The sequence below is a fragment of the Mycolicibacterium sp. CBM1 genome (genome assembly GCF_054073305.1).
The window spans coordinates 73,029-90,629 of record NZ_JBSXPP010000008.1 but is presented as its reverse complement, the minus strand read 5'-3'; the positions used below and the strand labels follow the sequence as shown (position 1 = coordinate 90,629).

Genomic DNA, 17,601 nt, shown 5'->3' with positions numbered 1-17,601 from the left:
GGGGCGGCGTCAGCCCAACGTCTCGGGCAACTCCACCTGCTCACCTAGTACATGGTCGGCCAGGAAGGCGGTGACGACCTCGTACCAGAGCTTCGCGTGCTGCGGGGACAGCACCCAGTGGTTCTCGGCCGGGAAGTACAAAAACCGGTGCGGCGACGTCCCGTCGTCGGCAGCCGGCAGCTTTGAGGCGGTCAGCAGCTCGTACCACAACCGCAGCCCCTCGCCGATCGGCACTCGATAGTCCTTGTCGCCGTGGATCACCAGCATCGGGGTGTCGATCTCCCCCACGAAGCGATGCGGCGAGTTCGCTTCTGCCATGGTCGGTGTCATCTCCCGCGCCCAGTAGTACGCGCCGTCGGTGGTCGAGCCAAACTGGTCGAGCGCCCACAGGCTGGCGTGGGTCACGATGGCCCGGAACCGGTCGGTGTGGCCGGCCACCCAGTTGGCCATGTAACCGCCGAACGACCCACCCATCGCCGCGGTGCGCTCGCCGTCGATCCGCGGGTCGGCCACCGCCGCGTCGACCGCGGCCATCAAATCCTCGTACGGGGCGCCGCCCCAGGCACCCCAGCCGCGCTGGACGAATTCCTGCCCGTAGCCGGTGGACAACGCGGGGTCGGGCAGCAGCACCGCATAACCCCGCGCGGCCATCAACCACGGATTCCATCGCCAAGACCACACGTTCCAGCTGCCCAGCGGTCCACCATGGATCCACAGCAGCAGCGGGGCGGGCACTCGCGGTATCCCAGGGCCGCCGGTGGGCTCGGGCAGCACCAGCCAGGACCGCACCGTCGTTCCGTCGGCGGCGGTGGCGACCATCTCGGTCAACTCGCCCGGCAGCTCCGGCAGGTCCACACACGGCAGCACCGTCAGCGCACCCGAGGCATCGATGCGGACCGGGTGTGGCGGGGCGGCGTAGGACGTCCGCAGCGCGTAGATCACACCGTCCGGCGCGCCGACGACGTCGGTATAGCTGAAGTCGTCGGCGGTCACCGCCGTGACCTCACCGTCGAGACCGACTCGCACGATCGGGCATCGACCGTTGTCGTCGGCGGTGACCAAAAGGGCCGAGCCGGCGCGATCCCACGTCACCGACGCCGGCCAACGGTCCCAGCCGCTGGCCAGCTGCGTCCAGTCTCCCTCATCCAAAACCAGGTGGCACAACGTGATTCGCGGTGCCTGTTGAGGCGTCGACACCGTCTCCCTGGTGAAGGCCACCGAGGTACCGTCCGGCGAGATGACCGGGTGTTCGAAATCGGCGCCGGGGTCCTGCGCGATCACCGCCCGTTCACCGGTCTGCAGATCGATGCGCACCAGAACCGATCGCACTGCCGCATGCGGCGCGGGTACGCGCCAGGTCGTGATCACGAAGCTGCCGTCCGGGCTGACCGCGAAGTCGCCTTCGCCCAGCGCCGGCCCCGGCCGAGGCGTCAAATCGGTGAGTGTCCCGTCGTCGCCGACACCGAACAGGTGGATCTGATCGGGACCGACATCCTTGTCCCAGTGCCGCACCGGGTAGCCGGCATGCAGGATCGCGCTGATCTTGTTGTCCTTGCGGAGTTTTCGCAGTCGACGTTCGTCGTCGACGGTGTCGGCCGACGGCAGCATCGGACCGCCGATCACCACCGTGGCCGCACGGGTCGCCGTGCGTACCGCGGTGACACCGCCGGGCAGTTCGGCCACTCGGACCGCCTCCCCGCCGCTGGCGGGCAGCCGCCACAGCGCCGCCGGCGGTGCGTCGTCGTCCGGCACCGGCCGCACCGAGGTGAACAGCAGATCACCGTTCACGGCGAACGTCGGCGACGACTCCCCCTTGGCGCCGTGCGTCAACCGACGTGCCGGAGCCCTACCGAGTAGATCGAGTTCCCATACCGCGGTGACGTATTCGGTCTTGGTGGCGTTGAGGTGTGCGACCGTGGTCACGACGCGCGATCCGTCTGCAGAGACCGCCAGCCCGGAAATCCGCGGCAGCGCGATGTAATCGTCGAGATCGGCGAACGGGCCTGACGTCATGTCCCGTTGGTAGCACAGTGCGCGCTACTTTGTAGCCATGGCCGAGATCGCCGTCGTCGGCGCGGGTATCGCCGGGCTGGCCACCGCGGTCGCCCTGACGCAACGCGGACATTCCGTCACAGTGATCGAAGAGCGCACCGACACCACATCGGGAGCCGGCATCAGCATCTGGCCGAACGCGCTGGCGGCGTTGGACCGCCTCGGTCTCGGCGATGCCGTTCGTGGCACAGGAGGACGGGTCGCCGCGGGTGCGATCCGGTGGAAGGACGGCACCTGGTTACGCCGCCCAGCCGGCGAGCGCATCGTCACCGCGCTCGGCGAACCCTTGGTGGTGCTACAGCGGGTGGCGTTGCGCGACATCCTGACCGGTGCGCTGCCTGCCGGGACCGTCGTCGACGGGGTCGGCGTGCGGCAGGTGGCCGTCACCCCCGGCGGGGTGCGACTGCAGATGTCGGATTCGACGAAACACGAGGCGGATGCCGTGGTCGGTGCCGACGGCATCGGCTCGGTGGTCGCCCGCCACCTCAATGGTCCGCTGCCCCAGCGCTACGCCGGGTACACCGCCTGGCGCGGCGTCGCCGCGCTGGCGATCGACGCCGAACTGGCCGGTGAGACCATGGGGGCCGGCGAGGAGGTCGGCCACGTCCCGATGGGGCCGGACCGCACCTATTGGTTCGCCACCGAACGCGCACCCGAAGGCGGCGGCGCTGCGCAGGGTGAGCTGGCCTACCTGCGCACCAAGCTGGCGTTGTGGGCACAGCCCATCCCGGCGATGCTGGCCGCCACCGATCCGGCGGGGGTGTTGCGCAACGATCTCTACGATCGCAGTCCAGCTCGGCACTGGTCGGCCGGGCCCATTGTGCTGGTCGGTGACGCCGCGCACCCGATGCGGCCGCACCTGGGGCAGGGGGGCTGTCAGGCCCTCGAGGATGCCGCCGTGCTCGGTGCGTTCGTCGAGATGACTACCGATCTACCACGCGCCTTCGCCGCCTTCGCGGCGTTCCGCCGCCGCCGGGTCAGGGCAATCGTCGCCGAATCACGGTTGATCGGCCGGGTGGTCAACCTGCGGCCGGCAACGCTGAGCGCGCTGGCCAGCAGGGTCACGGTGGTGCTGCCGGAGTTTCTGGTGACCCGCCACCTGGCGGGGATCGCCGCTCGCGAGGCGTTTCGGCTCCCCACACGCGACGACGCCCCGCCGGCCTGAGCGGGCGGGGCGTCGTCAGCGGCGTTCTAGTGCAGGCCGAGCGCGTTGGCGATGGCGCGGCCCGGGTCGTGGAAGGCCTGGCACATCTTGTTGAAGTCGATGGACTTGAACGGCCCGCTGAGCACGTTGGCGCAGGCGCCCTGGGCGGGGGCGGCACCGGTTGAGACGGGGATGACGCTCGCCGCGGAGCCGGCGGCCTGGCCGCACGTGGGCCACGCGCCGAGGCCCTGCTTACGCACGACGTTCTCGGCGACTCGGATCTGCTCCTCGCGAGAGGCCTCATGGGGCGCGCCAACGCCGCCGTTGGCAGCCCAGGTGGCCTGCTTGAACTGCAGGCCGCCGGAGAAGCCGTTACCGGTGTTGGCCGACCAGTTGCCGCCCGATTCGCACTGCGCGATCGCGTCCCAGTTCACACCGCTGTCTGCGCTGGCGTTCCCGCAGCTCAGGACGAATCCGGCGAGAGCCAGCGAGCCCGAGATGATGGCTAGGGTGACGATCCTGCGCAGAGTGCTCATTGGTTTTCCCTTCCCGACAAAGGGGGCACTGGTGTGCCGCTGTGAGGTGAATCGCAGGTTGTGATGCACCCGTTACAGACGTGTTGTTTGTTTTTTGTGAGAGTTTGAAGAACAGAGGGGCGGCCGAGGTAGGGGTGGCGCGGGTTCGTCGACTCGGCGCCACCCGTACGTGGTGCAGGAGCGTCGCGTTAGCCGCGACGGCCACAGACCGGCCAGGCGCCACGGCCCTGGCTGCGCAGAACGTTCTCCGCCACGCGAATCTGCTCATCACGCGACGCCATATGCGGGGAACCCGTACCACCGTTGGCCCGCCAGGTGCCCAGGGTGAACTGCAGACCCCCGTAGTAACCGTTACCGGTGTTGATCGCCCAGTTGCCGCCGGACTCGCACTGCGCAACAGCGTCCCAGTTCATCCCGTCCGCCGAAGCGGTGCCGGTGCTCAGGACCATCGGAGCCACCACGGTCGCGCCGCCGACGGCGGCCATTCCGATGGTGCGTGCGAGCGTCTTGCGGAGTTTGTACAACAGTTTTCCTTTCGCCGAGCACGCGCCGAACGCTGGGTCGACTCGTCGTTACCGACGAGCCACAGCCGCTCCGGACCGCTGGGTTCGGGTCACGCCGTCTCGGTCAGGCGCGACAGCGGGGGCCGGCAGACATCCCCTGGCGGCTTGGTCAGCCGGTGATGCCGCAGAAGGTCACTTGACCTCCGGGCCCCGCACGCATGCAGGGTTCCAATTTCTTGGAGTTGTTTGCTCCCATCAGGGACCGGGTAGGAACCTACGGAGCAGTCGCGCGGAAGTCATATCAACGACACGCGTATCTCGGTTTGATAACGCGCCGATCACGACAAGAAATTGGCGGGTGTCTGCGCAGGTCAGCTGCGTGATCGCCGGATTATCCAGACATTGGCGGTCGCGTAGAGTTAGTGACCTAAATCACGTATAAATTGTGGCCTCGGCCACACAGATATCCGCCCATTCCCCACCGTGGTGCGCTCGACGGCATGACTCAGGTGCCGCAGGCGCCGAAACTCGGGGATTTTTTTAGCTGAAGTGCCCCACCAAGACGGTGTCGTACGAGCTAACGAAAATTGTTACCGTACAGCGCTTCTCGTCGATTGCCGCACGCAGCGGCCACAGAGTCTGACACAAGGGCAGACCCGGGCCGACGAGACCGGATCCTCTGGATACCTTGACCCCCAGGTCCTTTCACGGATCAGCCCTTGATGGCGTGGGCTAGACCGCCCCGGTTACGCGGATACCCCCTTCGCGCCCACCGATCGCCACCGGTACGAGGACTCCATTCCGCCTAAAAATAGCCGTGACTGGCGACCCTCAACCGTGCAACCGACGAAATCCCCTCCCGTTCAACGTGTTCGAGGGAGCCGTGAACACCGATCATGTTCGGTTGGTTGTTCGACGAGACCAATTTGTCGCTCGACGGTGAATTCCGACTGAAAGTCGAATCTAATTCGCCATTTGCTGCTGCAAGTCCGATGGCGAATTGGCGTTCGTTAGGGCTCGGCTGGTCGGCATGACGATGCGCTGGGTGAGGGAGGTAGCGGCCAGCGCCCACATGCTGCGCTCCCCCGCGGCCACCAGCTCATCGATGCGGTCGGCGAGATCGGTGCGGTAGACGCCGGCCAGATAGTGGTCGCGACCGTCCCAGGGCAGCACGATGTCTGCCCCGTGGTGGCCGGCCAACTCGTCGACGACGTCGACCGACAAGAACGGCATGTCCACCGCACTGACGAAGGCCAGGTCCAGGCCGGCGGCGGCCGCGGCGCGCAACCCGCACCCAGTCGCCAGCAGTGGCCCGACACCGCGCACCTCGTCGCGCAGGATTTCGGCGCGCAGGGGCGGCAACGCCTGACCGGGAGCGGCCATGACGAAGACCGGCGCACAGCGCGTAGCCAGGATCTCGACGGTGTGCTCGACCAGCGTCATAGCACCGTTCGGGTGCGGCAGCGTCGCCTTGTCGCGCCCCATTCGCCGCGACGCACCGCCCGCCAGCACCACGGCGGCCAGCGGGTCGGGCGTGCTCACGGTCCGGGCCGGCTAGTCGACGGTCCAGGTATCGCGGCCGCGCAACAACGACTGCAGGGCGTGCTGGTCGTGCGGGGTGGCCTCCCGGGCCAGGCGGACCTGGTCGCGGGCGGCGTCGTCGTACGTCGGCCGGCTGACCTGTCGGAACACACCCATCACGGTGTGCTCGAGGTTCTGGTCGCTCAACCGCGACAAGGCGAAGGCGTAGGCGGAGTCTGCGATGGTGGCGTCGTGGACCACGATGTCGGCGGCGGCGACATCGGCGGTCTTGGCGACATCGAGCCCGAAGCCGGTCTTGACCACGCAGTACTCGCCGTTGGTACCGAAGGTCACCGGCTCGCCCTGGCGCACGTTGATGATCCGCTCTTCGGCGCCTTCCTTGCGGAGCAGGTCGAATGACCCGTCGTTGAAGATCGGGCAGTCCTGCATGATCTCGACCAGTGCCGCACCCCGGTGCTCGGCGGCCGCCCTCAAGACCTCGGAGAGGCCCTTGCGGTCGGAATCCAGCGCCCGCCCGACGAATGTCGCCTCGGCGCCCAGTGCCAGCGAGACGGGGTTGAATGGGTAGTCCAGGGAGCCCATCGGGGTGGACTTGGTGATCTTGCCGACCTCGGAGGTAGGCGAGTACTGGCCTTTGGTCAGACCGTAGATCCGGTTGTTGAACAGCAGGATCGTGATGTTGACGTTGCGGCGCAGCGCGTGGATGAGGTGGTTGCCACCGATCGAGAGGGCGTCACCGTCACCGGTGACCACCCACACCGACAGGTCCGGGCGCGCCAGCGCCAGCCCGGTGGCAATGGTCGGGGCACGGCCGTGGATGGAGTGGAAACCGTAGGTTTCCAGGTAGTACGGGAAGCGGCTGGAGCAGCCGATACCACTGACGAACGCGATGTTCTCGCGGCGCAACCCCAGCTCGGGCAGAAAGTTGCGGATCGTGTTGAGGATGACGTAGTCACCGCAACCCGGGCACCAGCGCACTTCTTGATCGCTGGTGAAGTCCTTGGCTTTCTGCGGCTCGTCGGTGGTCGGCACCCACGCCGTCTTGGACACACCAGGTGCCAGCAGATCCGAGCCGATCAGGTCAGTCATCCGTTCACTCCTGCGCCAACTGTGCCGGTACCCACGGTAACTGCCGCAAGCCGGGCGAATTTCGCTTTGTCGCTTTCCTTTTCGGCGAGCGTCCCGTCCAGGGCGGCATCGATGATGCCTTCCAGTTCATCGGCCAGAAACGCCATACCCTCAACCTTGGTCACCGACTGGACGTCGACCAGGTACTTACCTCGTAGCAGCAGAGCCAGCTGGCCGAGGTTCATCTCCGGGACCACTACTTTCGGGTACTTCTGCAGCACGTCGCCGAGGTTGGCCGGCAGCGGGTTGAGGTGGCGCAGGTGAGCCTGCGCGACCTTGATGCCGCGGCGGCGGGCACGTCGGCAGGCCTCACCGATCGGTCCAAAGGAACTGCCCCACCCAAGGAGCAACAACTCGGCGTCGCCGCTCGGGTCGTCGACCTCGATGTCGGGCACCTTGACGCCGGCAATCTTGGCCTGCCGCAACCGAACCATGAGGTCGTGGTTGGCCGGCTCGTAGGAGATATTGCCAGAGCCGTTGGCCGACTCCAGCCCGCCGATGCGGTGCTCGAGACCGGGCGTCCCCGGGATTGCGAACTGGCGAGCCAGCGTCTCGGGGTCGCGGGCGTAGGGCTGGAAATCCTCGCCGGCTTTGGCAAAGTTGGGCTCGATCGCCGCGTAGCTGCCGACGTCCGGGATCCGCCAGGGCTCCGAGCCGTTGGCGATCGCGCCATCGGAGAGCAGGATGACCGGCGTCCGGTAGGTCAGGGCGATCCGAGCGGCCTCGATGGCCACGTCGAAGCAATCCGAGGGTGAGCGGGCGGCCAGCACGACGACCGGCGACTCGCCGTTGCGGCCGAACATCACCTGCAACAGATCCGCCTGCTCGGTCTTCGTCGGCAGGCCGGTGGACGGGCCACCGCGCTGCACGTCGATCACCAGCAACGGCAGTTCCGCCATCATGGCCAGGCCGATTGCTTCGGACTTCAGCGAGATACCAGGGCCCGAGGTGCTGGTCACGCCCAGGGCGCCGCCGTAGGACGCACCGATCGCGGCGCCGACCCCCGCGATCTCGTCTTCGGCCTGGAAGGTCAGGATGTTGAAGTTCTTGTGCTTGGACAGCTCGTGCAGGATGTCCGAGGCAGGCGTGATCGGGTACGTGCCGAGCACGACCTGAGTGTCGGCAAGCTGACCGGCTGCGATGACCCCGTAGGCCAGGGCGGTGTTGCCCGAGATCTGCCGGTATTCGCCCGATTGGAGCTTGGCCGGGGAGATCTCGTAGGTGGTGCCGAACGCCTCGGTGGTTTCGCCGTAGTTCCAGCCCGCTTTGAGCGCCAGGACGTTCGCCTCGGCGACGTCGGGCTTACGGGCGAACTTCTCCCGGATGAACGTCTCGCTGGTCTCGATGGGCCGGCCGTACATCCACGACAGCAGGCCGAGCGCGAACATGTTCTTGGCTCGCTGGCCGTCCTTCTTCGACGCCCCGATCGCCTCGACAGCACCGAGGGTCAGCGTGGTCATCGCGACGGCCTGCACGACGTAGTCGGACAGCTCGCCGCTGTCCAGCGGGTTGGCCTCGTAGCCGACCTTCGCGAGGTTGCGCTTGGTGAATTCGTCGGAGTTGGCGATCACCAGGCCGCCGCGCGGCAGGTCACCGATGTTGGCCTTCAGCGCCGCCGGGTTCATGGCGACCAGCACGTCCGGCCGGTCACCCGCGGTGAGAATGTCGTAGTCGGCGATCTGGATCTGGAACGACGAGACACCGGGCAGCGTGCCCTGTGGCGCGCGGATCTCGGCGGGGTAATTGGGTTGCGTCGCAAGGTCGTTACCGAAGAGCGCGGCTTCGGTGGTGAAGCGGTCACCTGTGAGCTGCATACCGTCGCCGGAGTCACCGGCGAACCGGATGACGACCTTCTCCAGCTTTTCCCGGTTCCCCGCAGCCCCGTTGCCGTTCGGACCCACGTGCACGCCTTTCGTCTGGTCACTCGGAGCTGATTCCGCGTCCCAGCCGGGCGGACGCGGCAACGGAAAAAAGAGAGCCCCAGAGTTGCTGTCACTAGCAGTACCGATTATTGCACTTTCTTAGGCAAGCTATACCGCGCCGAGCTGTTGACACGCCGTTAACCTGACACGGAAGTCACAGCTCACGCCCATGATCGATGGCCCAATGAGACAAAAGTGTGTCGTTCGTCACTTGTCGAGAACGGCATTCTCTAAGATTTCGGTTACCCGCCAGTAGCGCCGCACTAGCGGTGGCCCGGCCGCCTCTTCTCCAGCTCGGTCGCAACCAGTTCACTGGCCTCCTTGGCGGCCGCCCGCGGGTCGGCCCCTGCCGCCCGATTGGCGACGTAGCAGGTGGTGAACATATCGCCGGCCCCGGTGGTCTGCACGCCCTCGACGCGCCACGCGGCGGGCACCCGCACGCAGGCGTCACCGGTATAGATGTCACAGCCCTCGGATCCGTACGTCACCAAGATCTCCGGCACCCCGAGGCGGGCGGCGGCCGATTCGTCGAACGGCCCGTCGGCCACGATGACAGCCTCGTCTTCGGCCAGTTTGAGAATGCTGATGTCGTCGAGCAGCTCGGCGGGATAGTGCCGGTCGACGACCAGCGGCCCCAGCCGATCGGCCCGCACCAGGCCTTGTCCGTCGTAGGCAACCTGGTGGCCACGACGCGCCAGCACTGCGAGCGTCGATGCCGGGAAATCGGTGCGCAGCAATGGCGCGAGGTGCACCCATGTGGTCTTCGGGTTGGCCCATTCGATTTCGGCGGGTCCCCACACCGGGCCGATCGCCTCGACCGACATCCGGCGGTGATCGACGTCGGAGTAGTCCAGCCGGAACGAACTCGTCCGGTCTGCCGACAGGATCCGGATCATCGAGCCGAATCGCTCCAGCAGCGGATCGAACAGCGAGCGGTTCTCGGGCGCAGCCAACGCCACGATCCCGCCGGGGACCCCCGCCGCGTCGAGCGCTACCCCGGCGAACGACGCACAGCCGCCAGGGCTGGACTCACCGCCGTTGATAACGTCGATGGCCAGGTTGCCGAGCACCGTCACGCCCGGGACGAGCTCGCGCTGCGGTCGCACCGATTGGTCTCCTCATCAAGGTCGGCGCATCCATCGTCGCCGTAGGCGCGAGATGCTAGTGGCGGAATCGGCGAACCCGGATCAGTCCGGTGACTCGCCCTGCTCACCACGGCAGGTTATAGGGCGTGATCACCTGGATCGGCACCGGGCGAGCAGCCTCCCTCGGCAGGGCTCGGTGTTCGGCCAGGATCACCCGCATCGCCAGCCGGGCGTCGGCGCGCAGATCGTTGTGCAGGACGGCCGATATTCGACCCTCCCGCAGCAGCCGCCGGTTGTCCTCGTCCAGGTCGTGGGCCAGAAAAACTCTGCAGACCCGTCCGAGTTTCTCGAACGCGGCGACGGTGGCGGTGTTGCCCCCGCCGACGGAGTAGACGGCTTCGACACCAGGATGCCGCTCGAGCGCGTCGAGCACCAGCCGCTCGTTGGTGGCGTCGATGCCGTCACTGTCACTGACCTCGACGATTGTGCGACCGGACTTGCGCAGCGCCGCTCGAAACCCTACTTCCCGCTCGGCCTCACCACGAAAGATATTGCGGCTCAACGTAATCAGCACATCGGCGGATGCCGAACCCAGCCACTGGTCCATCAGATAAGCCGCAGTGATCCCGGCGCCGTGGTTGTCGATGCCGACGTAGGCGCAGCGTGCGCTGGCCGGAATGTCGGTCGTATAGGTAACCACCGGCACGCCGGCGCTTACCAGCCGGTCGACCGCCTCGGCCACCTCCGGCTGGTCCTGCGCCTTGAGCACCACGCCGTGGCTGCCGCGGATCCGCTCCAGGGTCTCCACCATCTGCGCCGTCGAGCCGGACTCCCAGAGGTGGAAGCGGGCCCGCATCAATGCCGGGGCGAACGCGGGTAGCTCGGCCTCGACCGCCGTGCGGAAGGCGTCGGAGAACCGCTGCGGGGTCTGCATCACCACGTCGATCAGATAGCGGCGGCCGTTGAGCCTCAGTTGGGAGCGTTGCTTCTCCAGGTCGGCGATGGCTTGGCGAACCTCGGCGCGGGTGGCCTCACGAACACCCGGGCGCTCGTTGAGTACACGGTCGACGGTGGCGGGGGACAACCCGGACTGCTGCGCGATCTCGCGGACCTTGAAGCGGTGGGCCATGGCCGTCGGCTCCTCGTCGGACCCGCCACTGCGGCTGAGGTCTTTTTGATGGTTTTCTGCTGTTGAATGCGGTACAGGTCACCACAAGACTAGCGGACATGGCAACACGTCCGATCGCCCGCGGCGCATGGGTCGAGGCCGCCGACTGCGATCTCGAGGAATTCCGCGCACTGGTGTCCCGAGACACCGACCCGTCGGACTTCCCGTTCGCCAGTGACGTCCGCGGGGGCGTGCTCGTCTACTCCGCAGAGACCATCGCCCGGGCCGACCGGCGGGCGCTGCAGACGGAGTTGATCCGCGCGTTGGCCGACGGCCCCGGCGTGGTCGTGTTCTCCGAGGCTCTCGACACGAACGTCATCGACGCGGCCAGCCAAGCATTCGTCGCGATCATCGACGAGCAGCGCGCTCAGGGCAAGGCGGCGGGCGATCACTTCGGCACGGCCGGCGTCAACGACCGGATCTGGAACGCGGCCCAGAAGCTGGCGTTGCACTCCCCTGCGGTCTTCGCCGACTACTACGCGGCCGACGCACTTGCGCTCATCTCCCAGGCCTGGCTGGGACCGCGTTACCAGATCACCTCACAGGTCAACGTCGTCAATCCCGGCGGCGCCGCGCAGGTTCCGCACCGCGACTATCACCTGGGGTTCGTCGACGTCGATCGGCTGGCCGACTACCCGGCGCATGTGCACCGCAGCTCGGCGGTCCTGACGTTGCAGGGCGCCGTGGCACACTGCGACATGCCGGTGCCCAGCGGGCCGACCATGCTGCTGCCGTACTCACAGCAGTTCGCGGCCGGTTACGTCGCGTTCTACCAGCCGGAGTTCATCGAAGTCTTTGCCGAGCATCACGTGCAATTGCCGCTGTGCAAGGGCGACGCGGTGTTCTTCAACCCTGCGCTCTTTCACGGCGCCGGCGCCAACAACTCTCCCGACATCCACCGGATGGCCAACCTGATGCAAATCTCGTCGCCGTTCGGCCGGGCGATGGAAGCGGTCGACCGGACCGCGATGGTGCGGGCGATCTACCCGTCGCTGCTGGCGATGAAGGCCGCCGGCCGCGCCGAGCGTGACCTGATCAACGCGGTCAACGCCAGCGCCGAGGGCTATCCGTTTCCCACCAATCTCGACCGCGACCCGCCGATCGGGAGCCTCGCTCCACCGAGCCAGGTCGACATCGTGCTGAATGCCCTCGCCGACGGACTCACACCGGAAGCTCTCGACGCAGTACTCGACGCACACAACGAACGGAGAATTCCATGACCACCATCGGCGTGATCGGGCTGGGCCGGATCGGGGCCTTCCACACCGAAACCCTCAGTGGTCTGCCCGGTCTCGACGGCCTGGTGGTCACCGACGAGCGCACCGACGTCGCGGCGGCGGTCGCCGCCAAGCATGGAGTCAAGGCCGTCGACAGCGTCGAGGAACTGTTGTCCTCCGGTGTCGACGGCGTGGTGGTCGCTGCTGCCACACCGGCTCACGCGACGCTCACCCTGGCCGCCGTCGAGCGCGGGATCCCGACCTTCTGCGAGAAGCCGATCGCATCGTCCGCCGCCGAGAGCGCCCGGGTCGCCGAGGCGATCCTCGCCTGCGGGGTGCCGGTCCAGGTCGGCTATCAACGCCGCTTCGACGCCGCGTTCGCCGCGGCCAAGCGGGCCGTCGACGACGGGTCGCTCGGAACGCTACACACCGTGCGCAGCACCACGATGGATCCCGCTCCGCCGGCGATGGACTACATCAAGGCGTCGGGCGGCATCTTCCGCGACTGTGCCGTCCACGATTTCGACGTCCTGAACTGGATCACCGGGCAGCGCGCCGTCGAGGTGTATGCGACCGGAACCGTCCAGGGCGATCCGCTGTTCAGCGAGTACTGCGACGTCGACACCGCAGCGGTGATCGTCAAGTTCGACGGCGGAGCGCTCGGGGTTGTGTCCAACGCCCGATACAACGCTCGCGGATATGACTGCCGCCTAGAGATCCATGGGTTCGACGACAGCGTCGCCGCGGGCTGGGATCAGGGCGTGCCGGTGCGAAACACGGATCCGGGCAACGACTTTCCGGGCGGTCCGCCACATCATTTCTTCATGGACCGTTTCACCGAGGCGTTCCGCACCGAGCTGGCCGCGTTCGTCGAGGTGACCAAGGGCGGCCCCATCCCCGGCGCGACGGTCACCGACGCCGTCGAGGTCGCCTGGCTGGCCGAAGCCGCCACCGAGTCCCTGCGCCGCGGTACGCCGGTGCTCCTCGAGGAGGTACGCAACGCATGAGCGCCATTCGGATTGCCGGGGCACCGATCTCCTGGGGTGTGTGCGAGGTGCCGGGTTGGGGCTATCAGCTCGACCCCGAGCGGGTACTGACCGAGATGCGCGGCGCGGGGTTGACCGCCACCGAACTCGGACCCGACGGGTTCCTGCCGACGGACACCGAGGAATTGAAATCGGTTCTGCGCGAGAAGGATCTGACGTGCGTGGGCGGCTTCGTCCCGGTCGTACTGTTCAAGGACGATCACGACCCGGCCGACGAGCTGGCCGGACCGCTCGCGTCACTGGTCGCCGCCGGGGCCGGGGTCGTGGTACTCGCCGCCGCCACTGGATCGGACGGCTACGACTCTCGCCCTGTCCTTGACGACGACCAGTGGGCGACCCTGCTGGCCAACCTGGACCGACTCGCCGCCATCGTCGCCGAGCGGGGCCTGCTCGCCGTCCTACATCCGCACGTCGGCACCATGGTGGAGACCCGCGCCGATGTCGATCGGGTATTGGCCGGCTCGGCCGTCCCGCTGTGTCTGGACACCGGGCACCTGCTCATCGGTGGAACCGATCCGCTGGAGCTGGCCAAAGCGGTTCCGCACCGGATCGCACACACCCACCTCAAGGACGTCGACGCCGCGCTGGCCGCAAAGGTCCAGGCCGGTCAGCTGACCTACACCGAGGCGGTGCGAGCCGGGATGTACACCCCGCTGGGCGCCGGCGACGTCGACATCGCCGGCATTGTCTCGGTGCTGCGCGACAACGGATTTGACGGGTGGTTCGTCCTGGAGCAGGACACCATCCTCGATGCTGAGCCGACCGGCGAGGGTCCGTTGGGTGACGTGCTGGCCAGTGTCGCCTATCTGCGGGACAACGTGGGCCGCGTGCCGGCATGACCCTGCGGATCGGGGTGCTCGGCGCGTCGCGCATCGCCGAGCAGGCGATCGTCGGCCCCGCACGCGAGCTCGGGCACCGGTTGGTCGTGGTGGCCGCCCGTGACCCGCAGCGGGCCAGGGTGTTCGCCGACGCCTATGGCGTCGAGCGGGTTGCGGCGACCTATGCCGACGTGATCGAGGACCCCGATGTCGATGTCGTCTATAACCCGCTGGCCAACGCGTTGCACGCGCCGTGGAACCTCGCGGCGATCAGGGCGGGCAAGCCGGTGCTCTCGGAGAAACCCTTCGCCCGCAACCAGACCGAGGCCGTTTCGGTGGCCGAGGCGGCCGAGGCCGCGAGGGTGGCCGTGCTGGAGGGATTCCACTATCTGTTCCACCCGGTGACCCAGCGCATCTTCGAACTGGCCACCGGCGGCGAGCTCGGCGAGATCCGCCACGTCGAGGTGCGGATGGCCATGCCGGCGCCGGTAGCGAACGACCCGCGGTGGTCACTCGACCTGGCCGGCGGCGCATTGATGGATCTGGGCTGTTACGGCCTGCACATCATGCGACAACTGGGCGCCCGGGGGCTTGGCCGGCCAGACATCACCGCCGCGCACGCCTCGCAACGCAGCCCCGGCATCGACGAGTGGTGCGACGTCGAGGTCCACTTTCCCACCGGCGCCACCGGCTGCAGCGCCAACAGCATGGTCGGCGAAGCATTTTCGTTCACCATCACAGTGGTCGGCACCAAGGGTGACGCGGTGGCGCACAACTTCATCAACCCGCAGGGTGACGACCGGATCACCATCCACACCCCGCACGGCGACCGTGTGGAGCACCTGGGTGTGCGCCCGTCGTACTCCTATCAGCTGGAGGCGTTCGCTGCGCACCTTCTCGACGGTGCTCCACTGCCGATCGGCGTCCAGGACGCGGTGCAGAACATGCACTACGTAGACGCCGCCTACCGCGCGGCGGGAATGTCGCCGCGCTGAACCGGCGGGTCCGCCGCCCCGATCGGGCACGATGGCAGAGTGCCGCAACCCTTCCCCGATGCCCACTGGGGCAACGAAACGATCTCCCCGCTGCTGAAACCGCTTCTCGCGGCGGTGTCCTCGCCGCTGGGGTCCCGCTTGATCCGGCTGCTGGTGCCGTTGGATCGCCGGGTGCTGCGCGCCTCCGGCGGCAAGTACACCCTGTTCGGGCCGACGTCGCTGCCGGAGTTGCTGCTGACGACAACCGGCCGCAAGTCCGGTCAGCCGCGGATGGCGGCGCTGAGCTACCTGCGCGACGGCGACCGGCTGCTGGTCCTGGGCAGCAACTTCGGCCAGCAGCACCACCCGGCCTGGACTGCGAATCTGCTGGCCGACCCCGAGGCCGTGGTGGCGATCAACGGAGTCGAGATACCGGTCACCGCCACTGTGCTGATCGGTGTCGAACGCGAGCGTGGCCTGCAGCGGTTCCTCGCCTATCCGATGTACCAGTCGTATCGCACCCGCACCGACCGGGAGTTGCGGCTGTTCGCGCTGACGCGGCGATAGCGCTCAGCGGCCCAACTCGTGAGACAACGCCTCAAGTTCGTCGCCGCCGGCCATCTCCTGGGTCAGGCGCTCGAGGGTGATGTCGTCGTAGGTGCAGTCCAGCTTCTGGCGGCCCCGGTTGAGCAGCACGAAGTGATCGCCGACCAGGTGGGCGTGATGCGGGTTGTGAGTGATGAACACGACGCCGAAGCCGGCCTCTTTGGCAGCGGTGATGTACTTGAGCACCACACCGGATTGCTTGACGCCCAGTGCCGCGGTCGGCTCATCGAGAATCAGCACCCGAGCGCCGAAGAACACCGCCCGCGCGATCGCCACACATTGGCGCTGCCCACCGGACAGCGAGCCGATGGGCACGTCGACGTCGGGCAGGTCGATACCCATCTTGGACAGCTCCGAGAGCGTGGTGGCCCGCATCGCGTTGGCGTCGAGAGACCACGGAAAGCTCCTCCTGCGGATCTCCTGACCCAGGAAGAAGTTTCGCCACACCGGCATCAGCGGCACGACGGCGAGGTTCTGGTACACCGTGGCGATGCCCTTGCCCAACGCCTCGCCGGGTGAGGCGAACTTCGTCGGCTCGCCGTCGACGAGCAGCTGGCCCTCGGTGGGCTGATGCAATCCGGCGATGATCTTGATCAGGGTCGACTTGCCGGCGCCATTGTCGCCGAGGATGCCGGTCACCTCGCCGGCATGCACGCGCAGCGAAATGTCCTTGAGCGCAGTGATGTTGCCGTAGCTCTTGCCGACGCTTTTGAGTTCGACGAGGGGCACCTTGCCCCCAGCCGGGGCCTCGTCTGTGGGACGGTCCATAGTGGCGGTCACTTCTTTCACCTCTTGGCGGCGTAGTTGCGGAAGGCGTTATTGGCGATCACCGCGAATAGCAGCATGGCGCCCAGGAAGAACTTGAACCAATCGGGGTTCCACCCCGCATACACGATGCCCTGGTTGGTCATGCCGAAGATGAAGGCACCGATCGCCGCCCCGATCGCTGTGCCGTAGCCACCGGTCAGCAGGCAGCCGCCGATGACCGCGGCGATGATGTAGAGGAACTCGTTGCCGATGCCCTGGCCGGACTGCACCGTGTTGAACGAGAACAGCAGATGCATGCCGACGAACCAGGCGGCGAATCCGACAACCATGAACAGGCCGATCTTCACCTTGGTCACGGGCACGCCGACGGCTCGCGCGCTGTCCTGGTCACCGCCAACGGCGAAAATCCAGTTCCCCACTCGCGTTTTGAACAGCACGTAGGTGGCGATCGCGGTGAACAGCAGCCACCACACGACGGTGATGCGGATGCTGACGCCGCCGATAGTGAACGACGAGGCGAACACCGCGCGGGCCGAATCCCAGCCCTGCATGTCCGACACGCTTGCGGTGGCAACCTGACCCGACACCAGCTTGGTCACCGCCAGGTTGATGCCGGTGAGCATCAGAAAGGTACTCAGGGTGATCAGGAAGCTGGGGATCTTGGTCTTCATCACCAGATACCCGTTGAGGAAGCCGACGGCCAGCGCCAAGACGAGGGCAAGGCCGGCGCCCGCCCACAGGTTGAGGTGAAGGTTGTAGGCCAACATCGACGCGGCCAGCGAGCTGAACGTCACCGCCACCCCCGCGGACAGGTCGAACTCTCCGCCGATCATCAGCAGCGCCACCGCGCACGCCATGATGCCGATAGTGGAGCTGGCGTAGAGCACGGTGGCCAGCGACTCCGGCGAGCGGAACGGTCCGGCCACGATGGCAAAGAAGATGAAGATGCCGATGGCACCGATCAGGGCGCCCATCTCGGGACGAATGAGCAATCGCTGCATGCGATTACGCTCCTTGACCCGTTCGTCGCGAACGACTTCGTGCGAGAGGGTCACGTCGGAATGGGTACTCATCAGTTCTGTCTCTTCTTCG

At 67.1% G+C, this 17,601-nt stretch carries 16 protein-coding genes; 6 read left to right on the top strand and 10 right to left on the bottom strand.

Going from position 1 to position 17,601, the window contains the following annotated elements:
- Positions 1–9: 9 nt before the first annotated feature.
- Complete coding sequence (locus ACXDF8_RS13045; RefSeq protein ID WP_457223681.1) at positions 10–2,013, bottom strand: S9 family peptidase; 2,004 nt, start codon at positions 2,011–2,013, stop codon at positions 10–12.
- A gap of 37 nt (positions 2,014–2,050) precedes the next feature.
- Here ACXDF8_RS13045 and ACXDF8_RS13040 point away from each other — a divergent pair, with 37 nt between their 5' ends.
- Positions 2,051–3,217 (top strand): FAD-dependent oxidoreductase, encoded by a 1,167-nt coding sequence (locus tag ACXDF8_RS13040; RefSeq protein WP_457223680.1) that lies wholly within the window; start codon positions 2,051–2,053, stop codon positions 3,215–3,217.
- A gap of 26 nt (positions 3,218–3,243) precedes the next feature.
- Here the strand turns inward: ACXDF8_RS13040 and ACXDF8_RS13035 are convergent, their stop codons facing one another.
- From ACXDF8_RS13035 to ACXDF8_RS13005, 7 genes are all read right to left on the bottom strand, one after another.
- Positions 3,244–3,732, bottom strand: coding sequence for a transglycosylase family protein (locus tag ACXDF8_RS13035; protein ID WP_457223679.1), 489 nt, complete (start codon positions 3,730–3,732; stop codon positions 3,244–3,246).
- Positions 3,733–3,920: 188 nt separating this feature from the next.
- Complete coding sequence (locus tag ACXDF8_RS13030; protein ID WP_457223678.1) at positions 3,921–4,256, bottom strand: transglycosylase family protein; 336 nt, start codon at positions 4,254–4,256, stop codon at positions 3,921–3,923.
- Between the two features lie 942 nt (positions 4,257–5,198).
- On the bottom strand, positions 5,199–5,777 hold the full coding sequence (mobA, locus tag ACXDF8_RS13025) for a molybdenum cofactor guanylyltransferase (RefSeq protein WP_457223677.1): 579 nt from the start codon (positions 5,775–5,777) through the stop codon (positions 5,199–5,201).
- Between the two features lie 12 nt (positions 5,778–5,789).
- Positions 5,790–6,866 carry a 2-oxoacid:ferredoxin oxidoreductase subunit beta gene (locus ACXDF8_RS13020; protein ID WP_457223676.1) on the bottom strand — a complete coding sequence of 359 codons (1,077 nt, stop codon included), beginning with the start codon at positions 6,864–6,866 and terminating at the stop codon, positions 5,790–5,792.
- Positions 6,863–8,806 carry a 2-oxoacid:acceptor oxidoreductase subunit alpha gene (locus ACXDF8_RS13015; RefSeq protein ID WP_457223675.1) on the bottom strand — a complete coding sequence of 648 codons (1,944 nt, stop codon included), beginning with the start codon at positions 8,804–8,806 and terminating at the stop codon, positions 6,863–6,865. The genes ACXDF8_RS13020 and ACXDF8_RS13015 overlap by 4 nt, the downstream gene beginning before the upstream one ends.
- A gap of 284 nt (positions 8,807–9,090) precedes the next feature.
- Positions 9,091–9,903, bottom strand: coding sequence for a PfkB family carbohydrate kinase (locus ACXDF8_RS13010; protein ID WP_457223817.1), 813 nt, complete (start codon positions 9,901–9,903; stop codon positions 9,091–9,093).
- A gap of 133 nt (positions 9,904–10,036) precedes the next feature.
- Positions 10,037–11,041, bottom strand: a complete 1,005-nt coding sequence (locus tag ACXDF8_RS13005) for a LacI family DNA-binding transcriptional regulator (RefSeq protein ID WP_457223674.1) — start codon at positions 11,039–11,041, stop codon at positions 10,037–10,039.
- 98 nt (positions 11,042–11,139) lie between these two features.
- On the opposite strand from ACXDF8_RS13005, the gene ACXDF8_RS13000 reads away from it, so the two are divergent.
- Genes ACXDF8_RS13000 through ACXDF8_RS12980 form a run of 5 tightly spaced genes read left to right on the top strand, consistent with a single transcriptional unit; the run spans position 11,140 to position 15,702 of the window.
- Complete coding sequence (locus ACXDF8_RS13000; RefSeq protein WP_457223673.1) at positions 11,140–12,300, top strand: phytanoyl-CoA dioxygenase family protein; 1,161 nt, start codon at positions 11,140–11,142, stop codon at positions 12,298–12,300.
- Positions 12,297–13,304, top strand: coding sequence for a Gfo/Idh/MocA family protein (locus tag ACXDF8_RS12995; protein ID WP_457223672.1), 1,008 nt, complete (start codon positions 12,297–12,299; stop codon positions 13,302–13,304). Before ACXDF8_RS13000 ends, ACXDF8_RS12995 begins: the two co-directional genes overlap by 4 nt.
- A complete protein-coding gene (locus ACXDF8_RS12990) occupies positions 13,301–14,182 on the top strand; it encodes a sugar phosphate isomerase/epimerase family protein (RefSeq protein ID WP_457223671.1) in 882 nt (293 codons plus the stop codon). Before ACXDF8_RS12995 ends, ACXDF8_RS12990 begins: the two co-directional genes overlap by 4 nt.
- Positions 14,179–15,156 carry a Gfo/Idh/MocA family protein gene (locus ACXDF8_RS12985; protein ID WP_457223670.1) on the top strand — a complete coding sequence of 326 codons (978 nt, stop codon included), beginning with the start codon at positions 14,179–14,181 and terminating at the stop codon, positions 15,154–15,156. The genes ACXDF8_RS12990 and ACXDF8_RS12985 overlap by 4 nt, the downstream gene beginning before the upstream one ends.
- Positions 15,157–15,195: 39 nt before the next feature.
- Positions 15,196–15,702, top strand: coding sequence for a nitroreductase family deazaflavin-dependent oxidoreductase (locus tag ACXDF8_RS12980; RefSeq protein WP_457223669.1), 507 nt, complete (start codon positions 15,196–15,198; stop codon positions 15,700–15,702).
- A 3-nt stretch (positions 15,703–15,705) separates the two neighbouring features.
- On the opposite strand, the gene ACXDF8_RS12975 is transcribed toward ACXDF8_RS12980, so the two are convergent.
- Positions 15,706–16,509, bottom strand: a complete 804-nt coding sequence (locus ACXDF8_RS12975; RefSeq protein ID WP_457223816.1) for an ATP-binding cassette domain-containing protein — start codon at positions 16,507–16,509, stop codon at positions 15,706–15,708.
- 17 nt (positions 16,510–16,526) lie between these two features.
- A complete protein-coding gene (locus tag ACXDF8_RS12970) occupies positions 16,527–17,582 on the bottom strand; it encodes an ABC transporter permease (RefSeq protein ID WP_457223668.1) in 1,056 nt (351 codons plus the stop codon).
- Positions 17,583–17,601 lie beyond the last annotated feature (19 nt).